The 17305-nt window shown below is 43.6% G+C and carries 16 protein-coding genes and 2 pseudogenes; 5 read left to right on the top strand and 13 right to left on the bottom strand.

Translation table 11 applies throughout. The features are described from left to right. Positions 1 to 49 precede the first annotated feature (49 nt). Positions 50 to 2098 carry a TonB-dependent receptor gene (locus tag QUE24_RS07955; protein WP_286306053.1) on the bottom strand — a complete coding sequence of 683 codons (2049 nt, stop codon included), beginning with the start codon at positions 2096 to 2098 and terminating at the stop codon, positions 50 to 52. 161 nt (positions 2099 to 2259) lie between these two features. Here QUE24_RS07955 and QUE24_RS07950 point away from each other — a divergent pair. After that, a pseudogene (locus tag QUE24_RS07950) lies at positions 2260 to 3149 on the top strand (DnaJ C-terminal domain-containing protein). Between the two features lie 16 nt (positions 3150 to 3165). Next, the gene (locus tag QUE24_RS07945; protein ID WP_286306052.1) at positions 3166 to 4545 is read left to right on the top strand and encodes a DegQ family serine endoprotease; all 1380 of its coding nucleotides are present in this window, start codon (positions 3166 to 3168) and stop codon (positions 4543 to 4545) included. A 34-nt stretch (positions 4546 to 4579) separates the two neighbouring features. Here the strand turns inward: QUE24_RS07945 and QUE24_RS07940 are convergent, their stop codons facing one another. Further along, positions 4580 to 5167, bottom strand: coding sequence for a hypothetical protein (locus QUE24_RS07940; RefSeq protein WP_286306051.1), 588 nt, complete (start codon positions 5165 to 5167; stop codon positions 4580 to 4582). 198 nt (positions 5168 to 5365) lie between these two features. Between QUE24_RS07940 and gdhA the strand changes: the two are divergent. Continuing rightward, positions 5366 to 6690 (top strand): annotated as a pseudogene (gene gdhA / locus QUE24_RS07935) (NADP-specific glutamate dehydrogenase). 38 nt (positions 6691 to 6728) lie between these two features. Here gdhA and QUE24_RS07930 read toward each other — a convergent pair. Both QUE24_RS07930 and QUE24_RS07925 read right to left on the bottom strand, forming a co-directional pair. Then, complete coding sequence (locus QUE24_RS07930; RefSeq protein WP_286306089.1) at positions 6729 to 7589, bottom strand: DUF808 domain-containing protein; 861 nt, start codon at positions 7587 to 7589, stop codon at positions 6729 to 6731. A gap of 344 nt (positions 7590 to 7933) precedes the next feature. Further along, positions 7934 to 8797 carry a LysR family transcriptional regulator gene (locus QUE24_RS07925; RefSeq protein ID WP_286306050.1) on the bottom strand — a complete coding sequence of 288 codons (864 nt, stop codon included), beginning with the start codon at positions 8795 to 8797 and terminating at the stop codon, positions 7934 to 7936. Positions 8798 to 8897: 100 nt separating this feature from the next. Between QUE24_RS07925 and QUE24_RS07920 the strand changes: the two genes are divergently transcribed. Next, the gene (locus QUE24_RS07920; protein ID WP_286306049.1) at positions 8898 to 10067 is read left to right on the top strand and encodes an MFS transporter; all 1170 of its coding nucleotides are present in this window, start codon (positions 8898 to 8900) and stop codon (positions 10065 to 10067) included. Between the two features lie 29 nt (positions 10068 to 10096). Here the strand turns inward: QUE24_RS07920 and QUE24_RS07915 are convergent, their stop codons facing one another. From QUE24_RS07915 to QUE24_RS07875, 9 genes are all read right to left on the bottom strand, one after another. After that, positions 10097 to 10903 (bottom strand): DODA-type extradiol aromatic ring-opening family dioxygenase, encoded by an 807-nt coding sequence (locus QUE24_RS07915; RefSeq protein WP_286306048.1) that lies wholly within the window; start codon positions 10901 to 10903, stop codon positions 10097 to 10099. Next, complete coding sequence (locus tag QUE24_RS07910; RefSeq protein WP_286306047.1) at positions 10900 to 11325, bottom strand: hypothetical protein; 426 nt, start codon at positions 11323 to 11325, stop codon at positions 10900 to 10902. Before QUE24_RS07910 ends, QUE24_RS07915 begins: the two co-directional genes overlap by 4 nt. 146 nt (positions 11326 to 11471) lie before the next feature. Further along, a complete protein-coding gene (locus QUE24_RS07905) occupies positions 11472 to 11810 on the bottom strand; it encodes a zinc ribbon domain-containing protein YjdM (protein ID WP_286306046.1) in 339 nt (112 codons plus the stop codon). Positions 11811 to 11922: 112 nt separating this feature from the next. Next, positions 11923 to 12075, bottom strand: coding sequence for a hypothetical protein (locus QUE24_RS15800; RefSeq protein WP_350226607.1), 153 nt, complete (start codon positions 12073 to 12075; stop codon positions 11923 to 11925). A gap of 191 nt (positions 12076 to 12266) precedes the next feature. Then, entirely contained in the window at positions 12267 to 13754 is a 1488-nt protein-coding gene (locus tag QUE24_RS07895) for a TonB-dependent siderophore receptor (protein WP_350226606.1), read from the bottom strand. Continuing rightward, positions 13678 to 14010 carry a Plug domain-containing protein gene (locus QUE24_RS07890; RefSeq protein ID WP_286306045.1) on the bottom strand — a complete coding sequence of 111 codons (333 nt, stop codon included), beginning with the start codon at positions 14008 to 14010 and terminating at the stop codon, positions 13678 to 13680. Before QUE24_RS07890 ends, QUE24_RS07895 begins: the two co-directional genes overlap by 77 nt. Positions 14011 to 14152: 142 nt before the next feature. After that, complete coding sequence (locus QUE24_RS07885) at positions 14153 to 14797, bottom strand: hypothetical protein (RefSeq protein WP_286306044.1); 645 nt, start codon at positions 14795 to 14797, stop codon at positions 14153 to 14155. Between the two features lie 55 nt (positions 14798 to 14852). Next, a complete protein-coding gene (locus tag QUE24_RS07880) occupies positions 14853 to 15215 on the bottom strand; it encodes a glutaredoxin family protein (RefSeq protein WP_286306043.1) in 363 nt (120 codons plus the stop codon). A gap of 16 nt (positions 15216 to 15231) precedes the next feature. Then, positions 15232 to 16266, bottom strand: a complete 1035-nt coding sequence (locus QUE24_RS07875; RefSeq protein ID WP_286306042.1) for a hypothetical protein — start codon at positions 16264 to 16266, stop codon at positions 15232 to 15234. Positions 16267 to 16345: 79 nt separating this feature from the next. On the opposite strand from QUE24_RS07875, the gene QUE24_RS07870 reads away from it, so the two are divergent. Continuing rightward, positions 16346 to 17251, top strand: a complete 906-nt coding sequence (locus QUE24_RS07870) for a hydrogen peroxide-inducible genes activator (protein ID WP_286306041.1) — start codon at positions 16346 to 16348, stop codon at positions 17249 to 17251. The last annotated feature ends 54 nt before the right edge of the window (positions 17252 to 17305 follow it).

The raw sequence follows: 17305 nt of genomic DNA, 5'->3' as shown, positions 1-17305 counted from the left end.
AAAAGGCGCTGATAATCAGCGCCTTTTTTGTGAGACAAACTCGCTTTATTTAAAAGCGGTAACTTGCACCAACATGAACGTAACGTTTCTCACCAACAAAATAACGGTAATCACCGTCACCACCGCCACCAAAATCAGCGCGCTCTGCATATTCGGTATCGAATAAGTTATGAATGCGTCCATATAGGGTGACATTGTTATTCAACTCATGAGAAGCTCTGAGCGTGAAGACATCATGTCCATCATACTTAGCAGTATTGCCGTCGTTCACGTAATACTCACCCATATGAACCCACTCAAGCTCTGTGCGAGTTTTTGCTGTTGGGTTCCAACCTAAACGGACATTAGCCATTTGTCTCGGTGCTGTGACTAGGTAATCGCCCTTTTCAATACCTGAACTGTCTTTATCAAAGTCATATTCATGTTTGGCAAAAGTTAAATTAGCCGCGATATCAAACTGGCTATTGAAAGGATAAAACATGCCTAGCTCTAAACCTGTGTGCTTAGTTTTTCCATTTGGCACATTTTCGTTATCACTATCAGTGAAGAAGTAATCACGTTTTCTCATTTGGTAAGCAACAATCTCATACTGCAAACCTTGCCCTACTTTTCTTAAGCCAACCTCAATGCTATCGATTTTTTCAGAGTCAGCACGTCCAGTCTGAGAAGGGCCGACTTGGGCACGGTACAAATCCGTGGTTTGAGGTGCACGAGAACCACGTGAATAGTTCACAAACGTCGCCGTATCTTCGGTCAATTGTTGAACAACCCCGAGTTTAGGGCTGACATTATGGAATGTATCGTCACGGCTGTCTGGTCTTAGATAGCGAGAACCAAACGTTAATGAATCTGTATGGTTGGTGTAATCATACTTCGTGTACTCATAACGAACACCTGCGGTCACACGTGTTTTTTCAAGTACCTGCCATTCACTATGCACATACGGTGCAATAACGGTGGCATCCACATCATAGTCGTAATGTGTGCCTTGAAGAAACGAAAATCGAGTTGGGTTGTACTGAATTTCTGTCAGCTCACCTTCGGTGTATTCAAAGTCAGTACCAACAATGATTTTATGTCCACCATCTAGCTGTTTTGTAAATGATGATAATAAACCTACGCTACTATGTTCATTGGTTTCTGTCGCCTGACCGGGCAAAAAGTGCATCAAGAATTCCATTTCGGTATGACGTACATACGGCGTCAGCGTGAATGATGCTGAATCACTTAGTTCGTGAATCCATTCGGTAGATAAACGGTATGATTTCGCATCCCGATAGGCCTCAGGATCAGGGTTTGTGCGAGAAACACTCTCATCCCGATAGATTTCATACCCATAAACATAACCTGCCGTTTCTTGGTTTAAATTGGTATAGCTGAATAAGGTTTTGAAGCTATCCTTTTCACCGTAGTAGTCATGGCGAAAACTGACTTTTTGCTGGTCATAACCAGAGTCACTGGCATAACCACCATCAGACGTACCATTCACGCTTAAACGATAACCATGGTTGCCCACTGTATCGCTTATGGAAGCTTTTGTTTGGTAGAGGTCATGTGGACCAACTGAAATATCAATCTCACGCTCGAGATCTAAGGATGGTGCACGACTCAAAACATTGACCATGCCATGAACAGCATTTGAACCATAAAGTGCGCTACCGGGCCCACGAACGACTTCAATACCACCTGCCTGCTCATAGTTAACTTCAAACAGACCGTTTACATTGGCAAAACCCGCTGCTCGGAGTGGAATACCATCTTCGAGATACAGGAATGAGCCTGCACCAGCACCACCTGTGAGCACAGGCGAGCGAATCGACGTTAAATGCTCCTGACCATTACCACGCTGAATATTGACACCGCTAATTCTATTGAGCACTTCAGTTACATGATCAGGTCGAATAAGGTCAACTTCTTCTTCTGAGACTTTGCCTGTATTACCGGCTTGCTCAAGTAAAGGTGTTTCTGAACGTGTGCCTGTTACCACCATACCACCCAGTGACACTTCATTAACACTGGTTTCTTCAGCAAAAGCGGGTTGCCACATTGTGGTCGCTGCGGCCGCCACCATTAATGTGAGTTGTTTTTTTGAAAACATAATCCAATTCTCTCTTTTAAATATTCATTAATCCGTGATTGGGGAAAATTTTCCCATACAGGCTGTTTTAATTCATCAGAAAAATCCCTAAACCCATTGAAAACAGACATTGAAATCCCCAATTACATGATCAAGATCAATTTCAGGTAATGAATCCATTTATGGAATACAAAGACTATTACAAAATTTTGGGCGTCGCCCGTGATGCTTCTCAGGACGAGATAAAAAAGCCTATCGAAAACTGGCCAGAAAATATCACCCTGACGTCAGTAAAGAAGCCAATGCCGAAGACAAATTTAAGGAAGTAGGTGAAGCCTACGAAGTCTTACGTGACGAACAAAAACGAGCTCAATACGACCAGTTTGGTAGTAATTATCGTCATGGTCAATCCTTTAACCCACCACCTGGCTGGGATGATCATGCTGGTTTTGGTGGCGGTAACTTTAGCAGCTTCTTTGAAAACATGTTTGGCGGCATGGGAGGTATGGGCGGCGGCATGGGTGATAATTTCTTCGCCCGTGGTGAAGATGTTAACGCCAAAATTACCATCTCACTGGAAGATGCATTCAACGGTGCCACCAAGACTATTCGTCGTCCTGCTGGCGCCAGTCAGTCCGGCACCATTAACGTAAAAATACCAGCCGGTATTGCCTCTGGTAAAAAAATTCGTTTGTCCGGTCAGGGAAAATCTGGCGGTGGCGGTAAGTCGGGTGATTTATATCTCGAAGTGAATGTGGCACCACATCGTTACTTCCGTCTGGAAGAAAAAGATGTGTATCTCGACTTACCTATTGCACCATGGGAAGCGGCATTAGGTGCAAAAGTTACTGTGCCCACACTCGCTGGCAAAATTAATCTGACCATTCCTGCAGGTGCACGCAGTGGTCAAAAAATGCGACTAAAAGGTCGTGGATTACCAGGCAAAGAACCTGGCGATGAATTTGTGGTCTTGCAGATAATAGTGCCGCCTGCAGACTCTGATAAAGCGAGAAAACTCTATCAACAAATGGCAGAAGAAATGGCATTTAACCCGCGTGAGTCATTGGAATAAAGTATCAGGAGGCATTGTGAAGTTCAGCTTTAAATCATCCATTGTCTGGTTAGCCGCTTTTGTTTTGATTGCTCAAGTCGCATCAGCTGCTCTTCCACTTAACTGGTTTTCTGATAAAGATGAAATGCCTACACTGGCGCCAATGCTAGATCGCAGCAAACCTGCCGTGGTCAACATTGCGACAAAGAGTGAAGTCAGAGTTCAAGATAACCCTTTCATGAATGACCCTTTTTTCAGGCACTTTTTTAATGTGCCCGAGCAGCCAAGGGTCAGACAACGTCAAAGTCTGGGGTCAGGCGTCATTATTGATGCCAAAGAAGGCTTAGTCATTACTAATAACCACGTCATACGCGGCGCCGATGAAGTGACGGTCTCACTGAATGATGGCAGGACTTTCCAGGCTGAGATTGTTGGTAGCGATCCTGCCACCGATGTGGCACTCATTAAAATTCCAGATGACAACTTATCTGCTCTTCCTTTGGCAGACTCCGACTCACTGCGCGTTGGTGATTTTGTTGTCGCCATCGGTAACCCATTCGGTTTGGGACAAACAGTCACCTCAGGTATTGTTAGTGCTTTGGGAAGAAGTGGCCTCGGCATTGAAGGCTATGAGAACTTTATCCAAACAGATGCCTCCATTAACCCTGGTAACTCAGGTGGTGCATTAGTTAACCTGCGTGGCGAATTGGTGGGTATCAATACCGCTATTTTTTCACCAGGTGGTGCTTCATCTGGCAATATCGGTATCGGCTTTGCTATTCCCAGTAACCTCGTTAAACAAATTACCGATCAGCTCTTAGAACATGGTGAAGTGCAGCGTGCTTACTTAGGTGTTCAAATGCAGGATATTACGCCTGAATTAGCACAAGCCTTTAATATTGAGCGTCAACAAGGCGCCGTTGTGAGTCATGTGATTCCTGATTCAGCTGCCGCGGATGCCGGCTTGAAAGTCGGTGATGTGATCACAGCAGTCGATGACACGCCATTGCTGAATGCGGATAGCCTAAGAAATACCATTGGTTTGATGGTTGTTGGTCAAACTGTGAAGCTCGATATTATTCGCAATGGCAAAGCCAAAACCATTAAAGCAACAGTAAAACAAACGCGTAAGACAGCATCTGATGGGTTAGTGCATCCTAAGCTTTCTGGTGCCACCTTTGGTGATATTGAGCAGGACTCGCCCTATTACGGTCAGATTGAAGGCGTGGTGGTGTATTCAGTCAAGCGTGGCAGCCCCGCCTGGAAAGCAGGCCTAAGACCTGATGACATTATCACCTCGGTCAACCGCCAGCCTGTCACTGAACTAGAGCAGTTCAAGCCAATGGTAAGCAATGCGAAGGAATTATTATTTAATATTGTTCGCGGCCGCCGTGCGATGTTCTTGTTACTTAAATAAGTCAAAAACGAGCCTGACTATTCAGGCTCTTTTTTTAATTTCTGGTGAGATTAAGCTTCTGAGTAAAAACGTAGACACCGTTAGTAAACAATGACCATTCCACATAGAGCTCATCATCATTAGGCGCATCAATGGTAATCATATACTCTAAATAACGAACACCAGCATTAGGACCATTCGAAGCAAACTCACGTTGATTCGCCTCAATATGTCGACCGTTTGCACTCAGTCCATACAAACTTTCGATATTAATCAGACCTAAGGTCTCCGAACGACTGACACGCTCTGCCGGAAACACTTTTTCTAAACGTGCTTTAAACAACACAATACTGCTTTCTTCAACATCAGCTTCGACTTGCATTTGTTTATGTAGTTTTTGTGGATTGTTATCCGAACCTTTACAGGAAATTTCCTCGCCAGTGCCTGTCCATTGTCCTTTCAGTTGTTTGAGAAACTGGAGCGCTTCTTCATTTTTATCTATGACAAGGCTTTTATCATTATTACGGTATTCCTCTTCCAAAGACTCGGCTGTAGGAGAAGGTTGATAACAGTCATAGGCAGCCGCAACAGGTGAATGTAAACACCACCCCAACACCCACATCAAAACATACGATTTTCTCATTATAAAAGGTCCATTTGCGTCGTGATTAACTATGATCAAATGCTTTTCATTATGTGTTGTCAATCGAAACGGACAAATTTACATGCCAGCGTAATTTGCTAAAGCAGAAAACTCACCCGTATATTGAGTGTCAGTAGCAGAAGCACTCACTATTTGTCTGTCTTCATTTACTCAACAACAGGATATAATCCGAGAACAATGGAATCTATTTATCAGCAAATTATCAGTCGTAACCCGGGCGAACCAGAATTTCATCAAGCCCTGTATGAGGTTTTGGAAACATTAACACCGGTGTTAGAACGTCACCCTGAGTATCACCAAGAAAAAATTATCGAGCGCTTATGTGAGCCAGAGCGACAAGTTATATTTCGTGTGCCTTGGGAAGATGATAATGGCGAACTCCATATCAACAGAGGTTTTCGCGTTGGTTTTAATAGTTCATTAGGTCCATACAAGGGTGGCTTGCGTTTTCACCCCAGTGTCACGCTTGGCACAATCAAATTTCTCGCCTTTGAACAAACGTTCAAAAATGCGTTAACAGGCCTGCCTATTGGTAGTGGCAAAGGCGGAGCAGACTTTGACCCCAGAGGTAAATCTGATCGTGAGGTCATGCGTTTTTGTCAGAGTTTTATGACCAGCCTTTATCGTCATATTGGTGAGTCTACCGACGTACCTGCTGGTGATATTGGTGTTGGTAGTAGAGAAATTGGTTATCTGTTTGGTCAATACAAGCGTATTACGCAACGTTATGAAGCGGGCGTAATCACAGGTAAAAGTCCAAGCTGGGGTGGCACATTAATTCGTAAAAAAGCCACCGGCTATGGTGCCGTCTTTTTCTGTGAAGATATGCTCAGAGCTGTTCATGATGAGGAATTGAAGGACAAAGTCGCCTTGGTTTCGGGCTCAGGCAATGTGGCGACTTATGCTATGGAAAAACTGCGGGCTTCTGGTGCAAAAGTCATTGCCTGTTCAGATTCTGGTGGTGTCATCGTGCATGAACAAGGTATTGATGTTGATGCCATTATTCGTATAAAGGAAGTAGAAAGACAGCGAATCTACACTTATCTCGATATTCATCCTGACGCCAAATACATTGAAAATGGCAATATCTGGGATATTCCGTGTGATATTGCATTCCCCTGCGCTACCCAAAATGAATTGGAAGAAGAAGACGCACAAACCTTAGTCAAAAACGGTTGTATTGCTGTCTGTGAAGGTGCAAATATGCCCAGTACCCCAGAAGCGATTAAAGTCTTTCAGACGAATAATGTCGCTTTTGCTCCAGGCAAAGCCGCCAATGCGGGGGTGTGGCTTCATCCGCCTTAGAAATGCAGCTCAATGCCACTCACAGCAGTAGTTATGAATACAATGAAGATCGTCTGCATGAAATCATGAACCACATTCATAAAGCTTGTTGCCAAACCGCTGAAGAGTTTGGTGAACCACACAATTATGTACTGGGTGCCAATATTGCCGGCTTCAGACGTGTGGCGAATGCCATGTTAGCCTTTGGTCTGATATAGAAAAACGGGCCAGCCTGAATTGGGGCTGGCCCATCTTTTTAAAACAATTTCTTCATGCCAGTCACAATGGATAACACCATCACACCCGCAATCAGGCCAACACCACCATTAAATAACACAGGCATCATAACGGTCATGACTGCACCCATTGATGCATTCAAACCCTCTAATAGATGATGTAAAAAAGGGAGTCCATGCACCAGAATACCGCCACCGACTAAAAACATGGCGATCATGCCCACCACCGATAGAAACTTCATCAACTTGGGCGCGAGAAATAAAATGACCTGACCCAGCTTACGCTGGAAACCATCAAAGCGGCTATCGCCCTGTCCAGCTTTGACTAAAGCCAAACCGGCATCATCGAATTTCACAATACCCGCTACCAGGCCATATACGCCTGAGGTCATCACAATGGCTATTAAAGACACCACGATGGCTTGCGTCAGTAGACTTTCACCCTGAGCCACACCAAGTGCGATCACAATAATCTCTGCGGAAAGAATAAAATCTGTTCTGATCGCCCCTTTTATTTTTTTACGTTCATAAGCTTTGATATCAATATTTTCATCTGCCGTTGCTGCGGCCAGTTTTTTCTTATGCTCGTCATCACTTTCTTCATGCGGTAACCATTTATGAGCCAGCTTTTCCATGCCTTCGTAACAAAGAAATAAACCACCAAGCATCAATAAAATCGTCACACCAATTGGAAAAACAGCACTGATGATCAAAGCCAAAGGAACAAGTATCAGTTTATTAATAAATGAACCTTTCGCTACCGCCCATACGACAGGTAACTCTCTTTTAGGATCAACACCTGTTACTTGTTTTGCATTAAGTGCAAGATCGTCACCTAATACGCCCGCCGTTTTTTTGCCGCCACCTTTGTCATCACTGATACATCATCAAGTAATGATGCAATATCATCGACCAGAGCTAATAAACCAACACTTGCCATAGTTTTTATTCCTATATGATTTGCAGGTAGCGTATTTGTTTACTTTCCTGCTGTCTACCTGACTTTTTCTAAGACAAAAACGTCAGGATTTTATTGTGGCTGAAGTCTATATCTCGTTTATATAAATAAAGCTAAGAATGGCTCGAGCAAATACATTAGTACAGAAATCAGAGCGGTTAAGAGAAGGAGCCAAAGATCACCTAAAGTCTTCGCTAACAATTTAATAGTGAGTTTATTCGGGTTATTTCGCGATCAAAATGACCTCCTCACTTTCCAGTAATTTTGTTAAGTCTGGATAAATGACATAAATGCTATTGCTGCTGGACTAGGCCTTGATGACCAAATCATATACAAAGCACGCTTTGGGGCTTCTTTTATAGGTATAGCCACAGCATCTGAGAATTGTTCAGACAAAGGCTTCGGAACGATGGCATAAGCCAGGCCAGACGCAACTAACTGCTCAATTAAACTGATGTGGTCAACCACAAACTTTACTTTAGATACCAGTCCCTGACTTGCAAAGGCTTCATCAGTCTGTCTTCGAGCACTACTTTCTTTTGGGTAGTTAACCATCGGCTCAGAGGCAAGTTGATGTAATGACAACAGCTGATTCTTTGCCAAGTGATGTTTGCATGGAAGCACGGCGACCAGAGGCTCTTCAGCCAGTTGAGTATATTCCACCCCAGATATGGATTCATCGACCCATAAGCCAATCAAAGCTATATCGAGACGATGGTTTGTCACATCGGTAATTAATACTTCACTACCTGCTGTTTTTAAACCAATATCAACCTCTGGATAATTTTGGTGAAACTCTGCAAAGACATCTACGATATTGACTATAGTCATTGCTGAAATCATGCCGACATTAAGGCGGCCAGCAACAATTCCCGTTGTTGCTGTCACGTCAGTGTAAATTTTCTGCACTGAATCTAAGGTATGCTTAGCCTGCTCCACAAACGATTGTCCCGCCAGCGTTAGAGAGACCTTTCTTGAAGTACGTTCAAAAAGGGATACGCCTAACTCCTCTTCTAGCTTTGCAATCTGGTGACTTAATGCCGACTGAACGGTGTGGCAGCGTCTAGCTGCCAGGGTAAAACTTGATTCTTCGGCTACAGCTACGACATATTCAATTTGTCTTAGATTCATTGATCTATCTCATTTAAAGATAGCTCCAATGATAACAATGCATTTGAATCATTAATACTTACATCGCATAGTATGGCTAATTCACTCTCTGAAATGCCTTATGACAAAACAACAAACCGTATTAACGCAAGGCTTAGTTTTATTGATGGCAACCGCCACCGGCATTGCCGTAGCAAGTAATTACTACGCCCAACCACTACTCGATACTATAGCGGATGAATTCAGGCTAAGTCACTCACTAGCCGGCAATATCGTCACCACAGCTCAACTGAGTTACGGCATAGGATTGTTGTTTTTAGTGCCATTGGCAGACAGGCTCGAGCGCCGTCAACTTATTGTTGTCATGAGCCTATTCGCTACCGTTGGTTTGTTAATAAGTGGCTTTGCTGGAAGTTTGCCGTGGTTATTACTCGGCACAGCCATCACAGGCCTTAGCTCTGTTGTCGCGCAAGTATTACTGCCACTGGGCGCCACACTGGCCTCAGAACAACAACGAGGCAAAGTCATTGGCACAATCATGGGCGGACTTTTGCTGGGCATATTGTTGGCTCGTGTTGTGGCGGGCGGTTTATCCAGCTTGGGTAGCTGGCGATACATTTATTGGTTTGCTGCTGTTGCTATGTTCATTACAACATTGGCTTTGGCTCGTTATTTACCGACTTACCATAACAATAACGATATGAGCTACAAGCAGATATTAAGCTCTGTTATGGGCCTGTTTATCAAAGAACCAATACTTCGTTATCGATCTATTTTGGGGATGTTGTCATTTGCCTTGTTTAGTATGTTTTGGACGCCCCTCGCCTTCCTATTAGCCGAGCCTCCCTATGAATATAGCGACGCTACTATCGGCTTGTTTGGTCTTGTTGGTGTGGCAGGTGTATTTGCTGCGTCATGGGCTGGTAAATTAGCCGATGCCGGAAAAGGCGATCTTGGTACTCGTTTAGGTTTATTAGTATTACTGTTTAGCTGGCTACTGCTCTTTGAGGCGCCAAGTTCACTTATTGCGCTTCTAGTCGGGGTACTACTGTTAGATTTAGCGGTACAACTAGTACATGTCAGCAATCAAAATAAAATTTATTCATTACACCCTGACATCAGGAATAGGCTCACTTCAGCCTATATGACCTGTTATTTTATCGGTGGTGCATTTGGGTCTTGGTTCTCAGTTTTGCTTTACCAGCATTATGCTTGGCATGGAGTTGTTATAGGCGCCTGTAGTATTGCTATCATCGCCTGCTTTTTTGGGTTCAGATCAAAAAAGTATTAAAAGTGTAAACACTCACTCACAATTGAGGCTCAATATCCAGGTGTAGACCATAGGTACATACTGGCCTGTTTATTTAATATAGATAGAGAATACACAGCATCACAAGCTCGCCCAGCAGCACCATAACAAACATGAAGGGGTAACAGGTGTTCTTCTCTGGGGTGACAATAGCGTGCGTAAGGCGCTTCATCCCAGTGTTGCAAACGCGTCATCCTATCTTGCTCGCTGATATTAGTACCTGAACAGGTCTCAACCAGCCAGTCTTCAAAAGACTGATTCATTTGTGCATGAGTCGGATCGTCTTTGCTAAAAAAAGCGCGCATATTATGAAATGAAAAACCCGAACCAATAATAAGCACATCTTCAGCCAGAGTGTCAGTCAGTACTTCTCCGATCTTTAGATGAAGCTCAGGATCTAATCCATTGACTAAAGAAAGCTGAATACAGGGAATATCTGCATCTGGATACATAATGGTTAGCGGCACAAACACCCCATGATCCAGCCCCCGCTCTTCCTCAAGCTCCGCAGTTATATTGGCGGCATTAAGTTTTTCCACTATCTGTTCAGCTAACTCAGGTGCGCCTTCACAAGGGTATTTAAACGCATAAGAAGCCTCAGGAAAGCCATAATAGTCATAGAGCAAACCAGGCTGTTTTTGATGTGTGATGCGGACATGATTTGCTTCCCAGTGCGCACTGATCACAATAATCGCTTTTGGTTTTTTTATCTGTGTTGAGAGGGTAGTCAGTGTGTCAACTAACTCTTGATGTGAAGGGTCACCTAATAGCGGTAAAGGCCCACCTCCATGCGAAATGAATACGATATCTGCCATCATTTCACCTCGATAAACCACTTTGGCTTCATTCTGCCAAAGTCTGTTCTGATAGGTGACTTCAAACGTCTGGCAGAATCAATGACCACAGCATTGTCGCCATCACGCATAAACACCGCCCAATGCCAAAATGGCTTTCCTTGCTCCCTATGCCACTTTAGAGCGATAAGCGCTCTATCTGGCAATCTGTCCCATGACACAAAAGTCGTTTGCTTATCACTGACTGAGATATGCAATGCAGAGAGTAACTGCCTGACATGGCAAGTCTCGGACCAAAGCGTTTTATCCTCGGCAAAGATACCCAATGAATTGGCTAGCTGTTTGGCTTCGGCATAGCATATCTGGGCTAAATTAGCACAGGCAGCGATACCACAGCCTGAAGGCTCTTCTTGAACTACTGCCCAACCGCTCACTTGTGTTTTCATTTGCTACTTCAAACTCACGATGCTGAACATATAAACGGTAAACATGCCTGCCATCTCAACAGCAACGCTTCTGCTGACATAGCAATAATATGCCCTTAAATGAGAGCGAGCTAATGAGATCTATACATGGCAGGCTATGAAAAGTATCAGGCTTTTTTAACAAACTCAGATTTGAGTTTCATGGCGCCAATACCATCAATTTTACAATCGATATCGTGATCACCACCGACCAAACGGATATTTTTTACTTTGGTACCTACCTTCACCACAGCCGAAGATCCTTTTACTTTCAGATCTTTAATCACCGTAACCGTGTCACCATCCTCCAAGACATTACCGTTTGAATCACGAATAACATCTTCATCAGCTGCTGTACTATTCTCACCTTCCTGCCACTCATGCGCACACTCAGGACAGACAAACATATCTTGATCCTGATAGGTATATTCAGAACCACAGGCAGGGCAATTCGGCAGATCACTCATAATATTTCCAGATAAACAAAAGGGTTATTCTAACCGATATACGTGTTAAAACCTGTTTTATCTGCATAAAAAAGGCCCCTTTCGGAGCCTTTTTAATTCTAAGAAATGCTGATTAGAAGTGGTAACGAACATTCCCTGTAATATTACGACGCTGTGCATAACCACAATCTTGTCCAGCCCCTCGACACCATGCTGTATAGACTTCGTCAGTCACATTCTGGGCATTAACTGTAAAGTCCCAATTTTGGTAAGAATATCCAAGCATCGCATCGACCAAAATCTCTGATGGAATATAGGGTGCGCCACCTGAGCCAGTTCTACTACCCAGATAGCGAACACCGGCACCTAAACGCCAATTAGTGCCAATGTAGAATTTATTCCACCACGAAGCATTCCGTTCTGCTACAGAGCCAAGACGTTTACCGTTCGCGTCATCAGCGTGGAGCTGCGTGTAGGCTAACTGCGTTTCGAAATTATCCCAGCGTTTATTGGCCTGAACTTCCCAACCATCAACTGTAGCACCCGTTTGCGAAACGCCCCCGGTGTTGAACCCTGCTCTACACGATTTTGTTGGGTAATATCAAAGTAAGCTGCTGTGATAGCTAAACTACGATCATCAGATAAATATTTGACACCGTACTCACGTTGCACACCTGTCGTTGGCTCTAGTGTGCCACCAGCCCCATCTGTGCCCAAGTTCATGACAAAGGCTTCGGTGTAACTGGCATATGGTGAAATACCATTATCAAAACGGTACATTAATCCAATCCGTCCAGTATTCACTTTCTCATTACTTTCTGTATCTGGACCAGTTTCGGCGAGAGAGATATTTTTTGCCCAATCATGACGTAATGCAGCAGAGATAACTACGGGACCAATTTCCATTGAGTCGGCGACATAAACCCCTGTTTGTTCAATACGATTATCATCGGGGTTTGAGTATGAAATAACACCACTTTGTAAGTTACCGTATTGAGGATTATAGACATTAATGGTGCCGCCTAAGCCAGTACCGTAAAAGTAGTTATCTTCTTCGTAGGTAGCCTCTTGACGATCAACACCAACTACGAAGGTATGATTAGTCATACCTACATCAAACATACCTTCCAATCTGGCATCAAAATTAAGTGCTCGTACTTCTTTATCGACGGTGTAAATAGTACGATTTACCGTGCCATCAGCGGCTGGTATAGATGGAATATCAACCCAATGTTCGCGCGTCCAGCTTTGTGATTCTAAATAACGAGCAACCGCAGAAAATGTCCAGCTATCATTAAAGCGATGGTCAAACATCGTGGTGAATGATGTCATCTCGGTATCGTATCGGTCCCATCCCGGCTCACCAACAAAGGTATCAGTATCGATATGACCTAATGGGCCATCGTATAAAGTACCGACAGAAGGTAAAAACTGAGTAGACACCACACTATCTGTTTTCTGTCTGGTAAATAACACCGATAAATTTGTATCGTCACTGATCCGCCAGGTCAGAGAAGGCATAATCAAAAAGCTATCGTCATTCACGTGATCAACCTGTGTGTCACTATCGCGGGTAATCCCTACGAATCGATACAGAAGTTGACCATCCTCATCCACTGGGCCAGTGACATCAACACCCAATTGTTTACGATTATGCGAACCATATTGAGCCCAAACTTCGCCTTGCTGCTCAGCTTTAGGCATCTTTGAGTTCATATTCACAATACCGCCCAAGTCACCTTGACCATACAGTGTTGCTGATGGTCCTTTTAATACTTCTATATTTTCAAGAGCATAAGGGTGGATACGCACCGTATTGTAGTAACCATAGTTATACCGTAAGCCATCAACATAGGATGAAGGATCTAAGCCACGAACTTTTGCTGAATCAATACGCGTATCGAAACTCCCCCACATAAATACCAGAGGTATAGCCCAATGCATCTTGTATGGAATTTGCCCCAAGATCTTCCATAAAGTCATCTGAAATGGTGGCAATAGAAAAAGGCGTGTTTTCTGCTGAGACACTCATTTTCCCCACTTGTGGTTCCTTTTCCAGATCAATATAACCATTACTTTCTTTATATTGATTAGATGTCACTTCCACTCGCGGAAGATCCACGCTGTCATCTGCATGAACAGGCAAGCTTGCCAAAATCAGACTGCTTAACAATAGGAGAGATGAGCCTGGCCGAATAGCCTGACTATTTGCTTGATTCATTTTATGCCCCGTAAACTAAATAACAATGATTATTATTTGTAATAATTTACGGAAATTAGCGTTTTATGTCAAAACAAAACTCAGGAATGACGACGTTAAAAAAGGCGAGTAAACGCTGTTAAATCATCCAACCTTCATATTCCTAAGCCAACGCCTCAGTTAAGGTGTTATAAAAACTCATATTTTTCTGATACTGCTCAAAAGACATCATATTGTGGTTGTATTGATACTCCACACTTTCGATAATCTCTGAAACCGCCGCACCATAATCATAGTCGGGGCTGGCATAAGGGTTAACCCAATTAAGGTCACCTGGTTCACGCCCAATATTTGCTAACCCTACGGCAAAGATCATGTGAGTTGGAATGTCCATAGTTGATAGCCCATCAGAGGCTTCTTCCCAAGCTGCTTTAAATGAAGCGGGTGCATTGTCCGGAGGGAAAGTAAGCATATTACCCTCACCAATTGTGGTTAGGCCGTCATTATTTAAATCCTTGGTATGGCCTGGAGCATTCAATAGATTAGCTGCGCCTTCGTCAGATAACACCGAAATATTAATGGACTCAGCCAAGCTATGAGCTTGTCTGACCACATCAAGCTCTTCAGCAGACAAGCTCCTCAATGCGGCTTTGGGATCATGAATTTCTTGTACTTTTTGTAAGATATTCTGAAAAGTTGTCACAGCTTCATCAGACATGCTGCGTTGGTGCATTAAAGCCACCGATTTGTCTGACAGGGCGGTAATATTTGCCGTTAGGTCACGTGCTGATTGGCTGGAAATCGTCATCTTATGTCCTCATCCTGAAGTTCAATGATGACGTAGCAATCTCAATGCCAGAACATTAGTGCTGAACAGGGCTCGACGCCACCTCGATAGCATCCAGATGGTGAAGTACAAGATTCGGATTGTAGCCACGCACCACGTGTTTATTGACGACTAATAAAGGTACGCCACCACCGCCTAGAGCATCAAAATTACGTTTTGCCTGAGCTGACTTTTCAATATCCAGATCATCATAAGCGATATTTCTTCGCTCCATAAATGCCCGCATTTTTGCACAGTAACCACACCATTGCGTGGAATACATCGTGACGTAGGTGGCAGGTAAATAAGCATAATCTTTCGGTGGATAAAAGAAGTCTTTCACGGTATGCCACTGCTGCACCAGCACAAACACTGCTACAAATAACAGAAACTTCTTCATTTTCCAGCCTGATTATTCATTGGATAACCGGAACTTTCGCCTGCCAGCTTGCCGGTAAATGTCTCACAAGCTGATAACGTACTTTGTGCCAAAAACCGGACAGCAGCAGTAAGGAAAACCCAATAAATACGCCGACATACGCAAAGCTGTCACCCGCCAGTCCATAGGTATCTAATAACTTGGTTAGGGCCACCAGCACATAGACCAAGGCAGAGACCATAAAGGCACGACGATCAATGACTAATGAGACCAAGGTCAGCAGCAGATATAAGCCCATAATCAAAGCTAAGCTTGCACTACTGTGTTGACCATCAAAAATACCCAGCGTGGAAAAGATCGGATGCACAATCAAAGGCGCTGCAGTTAAATGTAACCAGAAGGCCACGTCAGACTTGCCTGTTACACGTTTTAGATCGGCGGCGTCCCAACGCATCGCGACAATAAACACCACCAGACCGCCACCAAACATTAGCCAACTTAAATAACTTTTTAATGAAGGGAATAGTGAGACCAGTAGTGACACGATAAAAACCACGGCTGAGGCTGTGCCAGCAGCCACAGTGATCGGCACTTTAAAGCGCTTCCAATGACACCATGCCGCAACAGCAGCTACTGAACCTGCCAGCATAAAGCCATTTTCAGATGGCCAACCGATGGTGAGCATCACCGCAGCAAATATACTGCCGACAAAACTCACCAGTAAGAAGATGCCGGGCAGAGCCATTTTTCGTTTTAACACAAAAAACTCGGCCAGTCCCCATGAAAGTCCAGCAACTACAAGCGCTGCTAATGCCGGACTTGCGGCCTGTAGCACCCACCCTGTCGATAGTAGTAACAAAGCACAGGCCATCAACACAAAGATATCATTAAAACTGGATACTAGCTTGAAGTCTTCTTCATCGGCGAAGTGAGTATTGCGTCTTTGCAACCTGTCTTGCCGAAATTGCTCTACAGCTGATGCGGTAAAAATGCCTTTTTCTATGGCCTGCTCTAAATCATTCTCGGTATACATTCGTACCTCAGATTGTTCATTGAGTAGCAAGTCTAACAATTAAGCTCTTCGCTTGTTACCCAAAAATCGCTATCGTATTCATTACCTTCCAGTTTTGTTGAATATGTTGAATATAAAGATGATATCTCTAAAACAATTACGCTATGCACTCACTGTAGAGGAAACCTTACATTTTAAAAAGGCAGCGGAGCAATGCAATATCAGTCCGTCAGCATTGAGTACAGCACTACATGAACTTGAACAACGACTGGGACTACAAATTTTTGAGCGTGACAATAAAAAGGTATTGATCACCCCTATCGGCAAAAGAGTGTTACTTCAAGCACGCTCGATCATGTTGCAAGCAGAAGATTTGCAGAACTTTGCCCAAACACAAAAAAGCCTGTTCAGCTACCCGCTGAATATTGGTGTGATACCTACTATTACACCTTATATTTTACCTAAGCTGCTATTGCTGATTAAGCAGCATTACCCACTGGCACAAATTAATATTCTTGAGAACCAATCACACATCCTGGTAGAAAAAGTAAAACAAGGCGAGCTCGATACCGCATTGTTAGCCTTACCGTTTCCCTGTGAAGGTCTGTTAGAGATGCCTTTTTGGGATGAAGACTTTTTCTTGGTTAACCGCAAAAATGAATCTAATGCCCAACTCACAGAAATCACTAGTGACAAGCTTAACCTCAATCAGCTCTTGCTATTAGAGGATGGCCACTGTCTGAAAGACCATATTCTCAATACCTGTCATGTTTCATCTAAATCGGTGAATCAAAGTTTCCGCACCAACAGCCTCAATACACTTTTACAACTGGTGTCCAATAATATGGGCACGACTTTGGTTCCAGAAATGGCGATTGACCAACTCAAATCACACTATCCGGATCTCGCCATTATGCACCTAGATGAACCCGGTCCACATCGTCAATTAGCCTTTGTCATGCGACCCAATTTTACTCGTCTAAGCAGCATCGAAAAATTGATAGACATGTCTAAATCCGTACTTGACAGACATCATTCAAAATAACTGAACATTATCTTTGAATTATTCAAATTTACTAATCATTATCAGCAATTGATA

The sequence above is a fragment of the Methylophaga marina genome (genome assembly GCF_030296755.1).
GTDB classification, from domain to species: Bacteria; Pseudomonadota; Gammaproteobacteria; order Nitrosococcales; family Methylophagaceae; genus Methylophaga; species Methylophaga marina.
The sequence above is the reverse complement of the archived record's forward strand: the minus strand, read 5'-3'. Positions and strand labels throughout refer to the sequence as shown.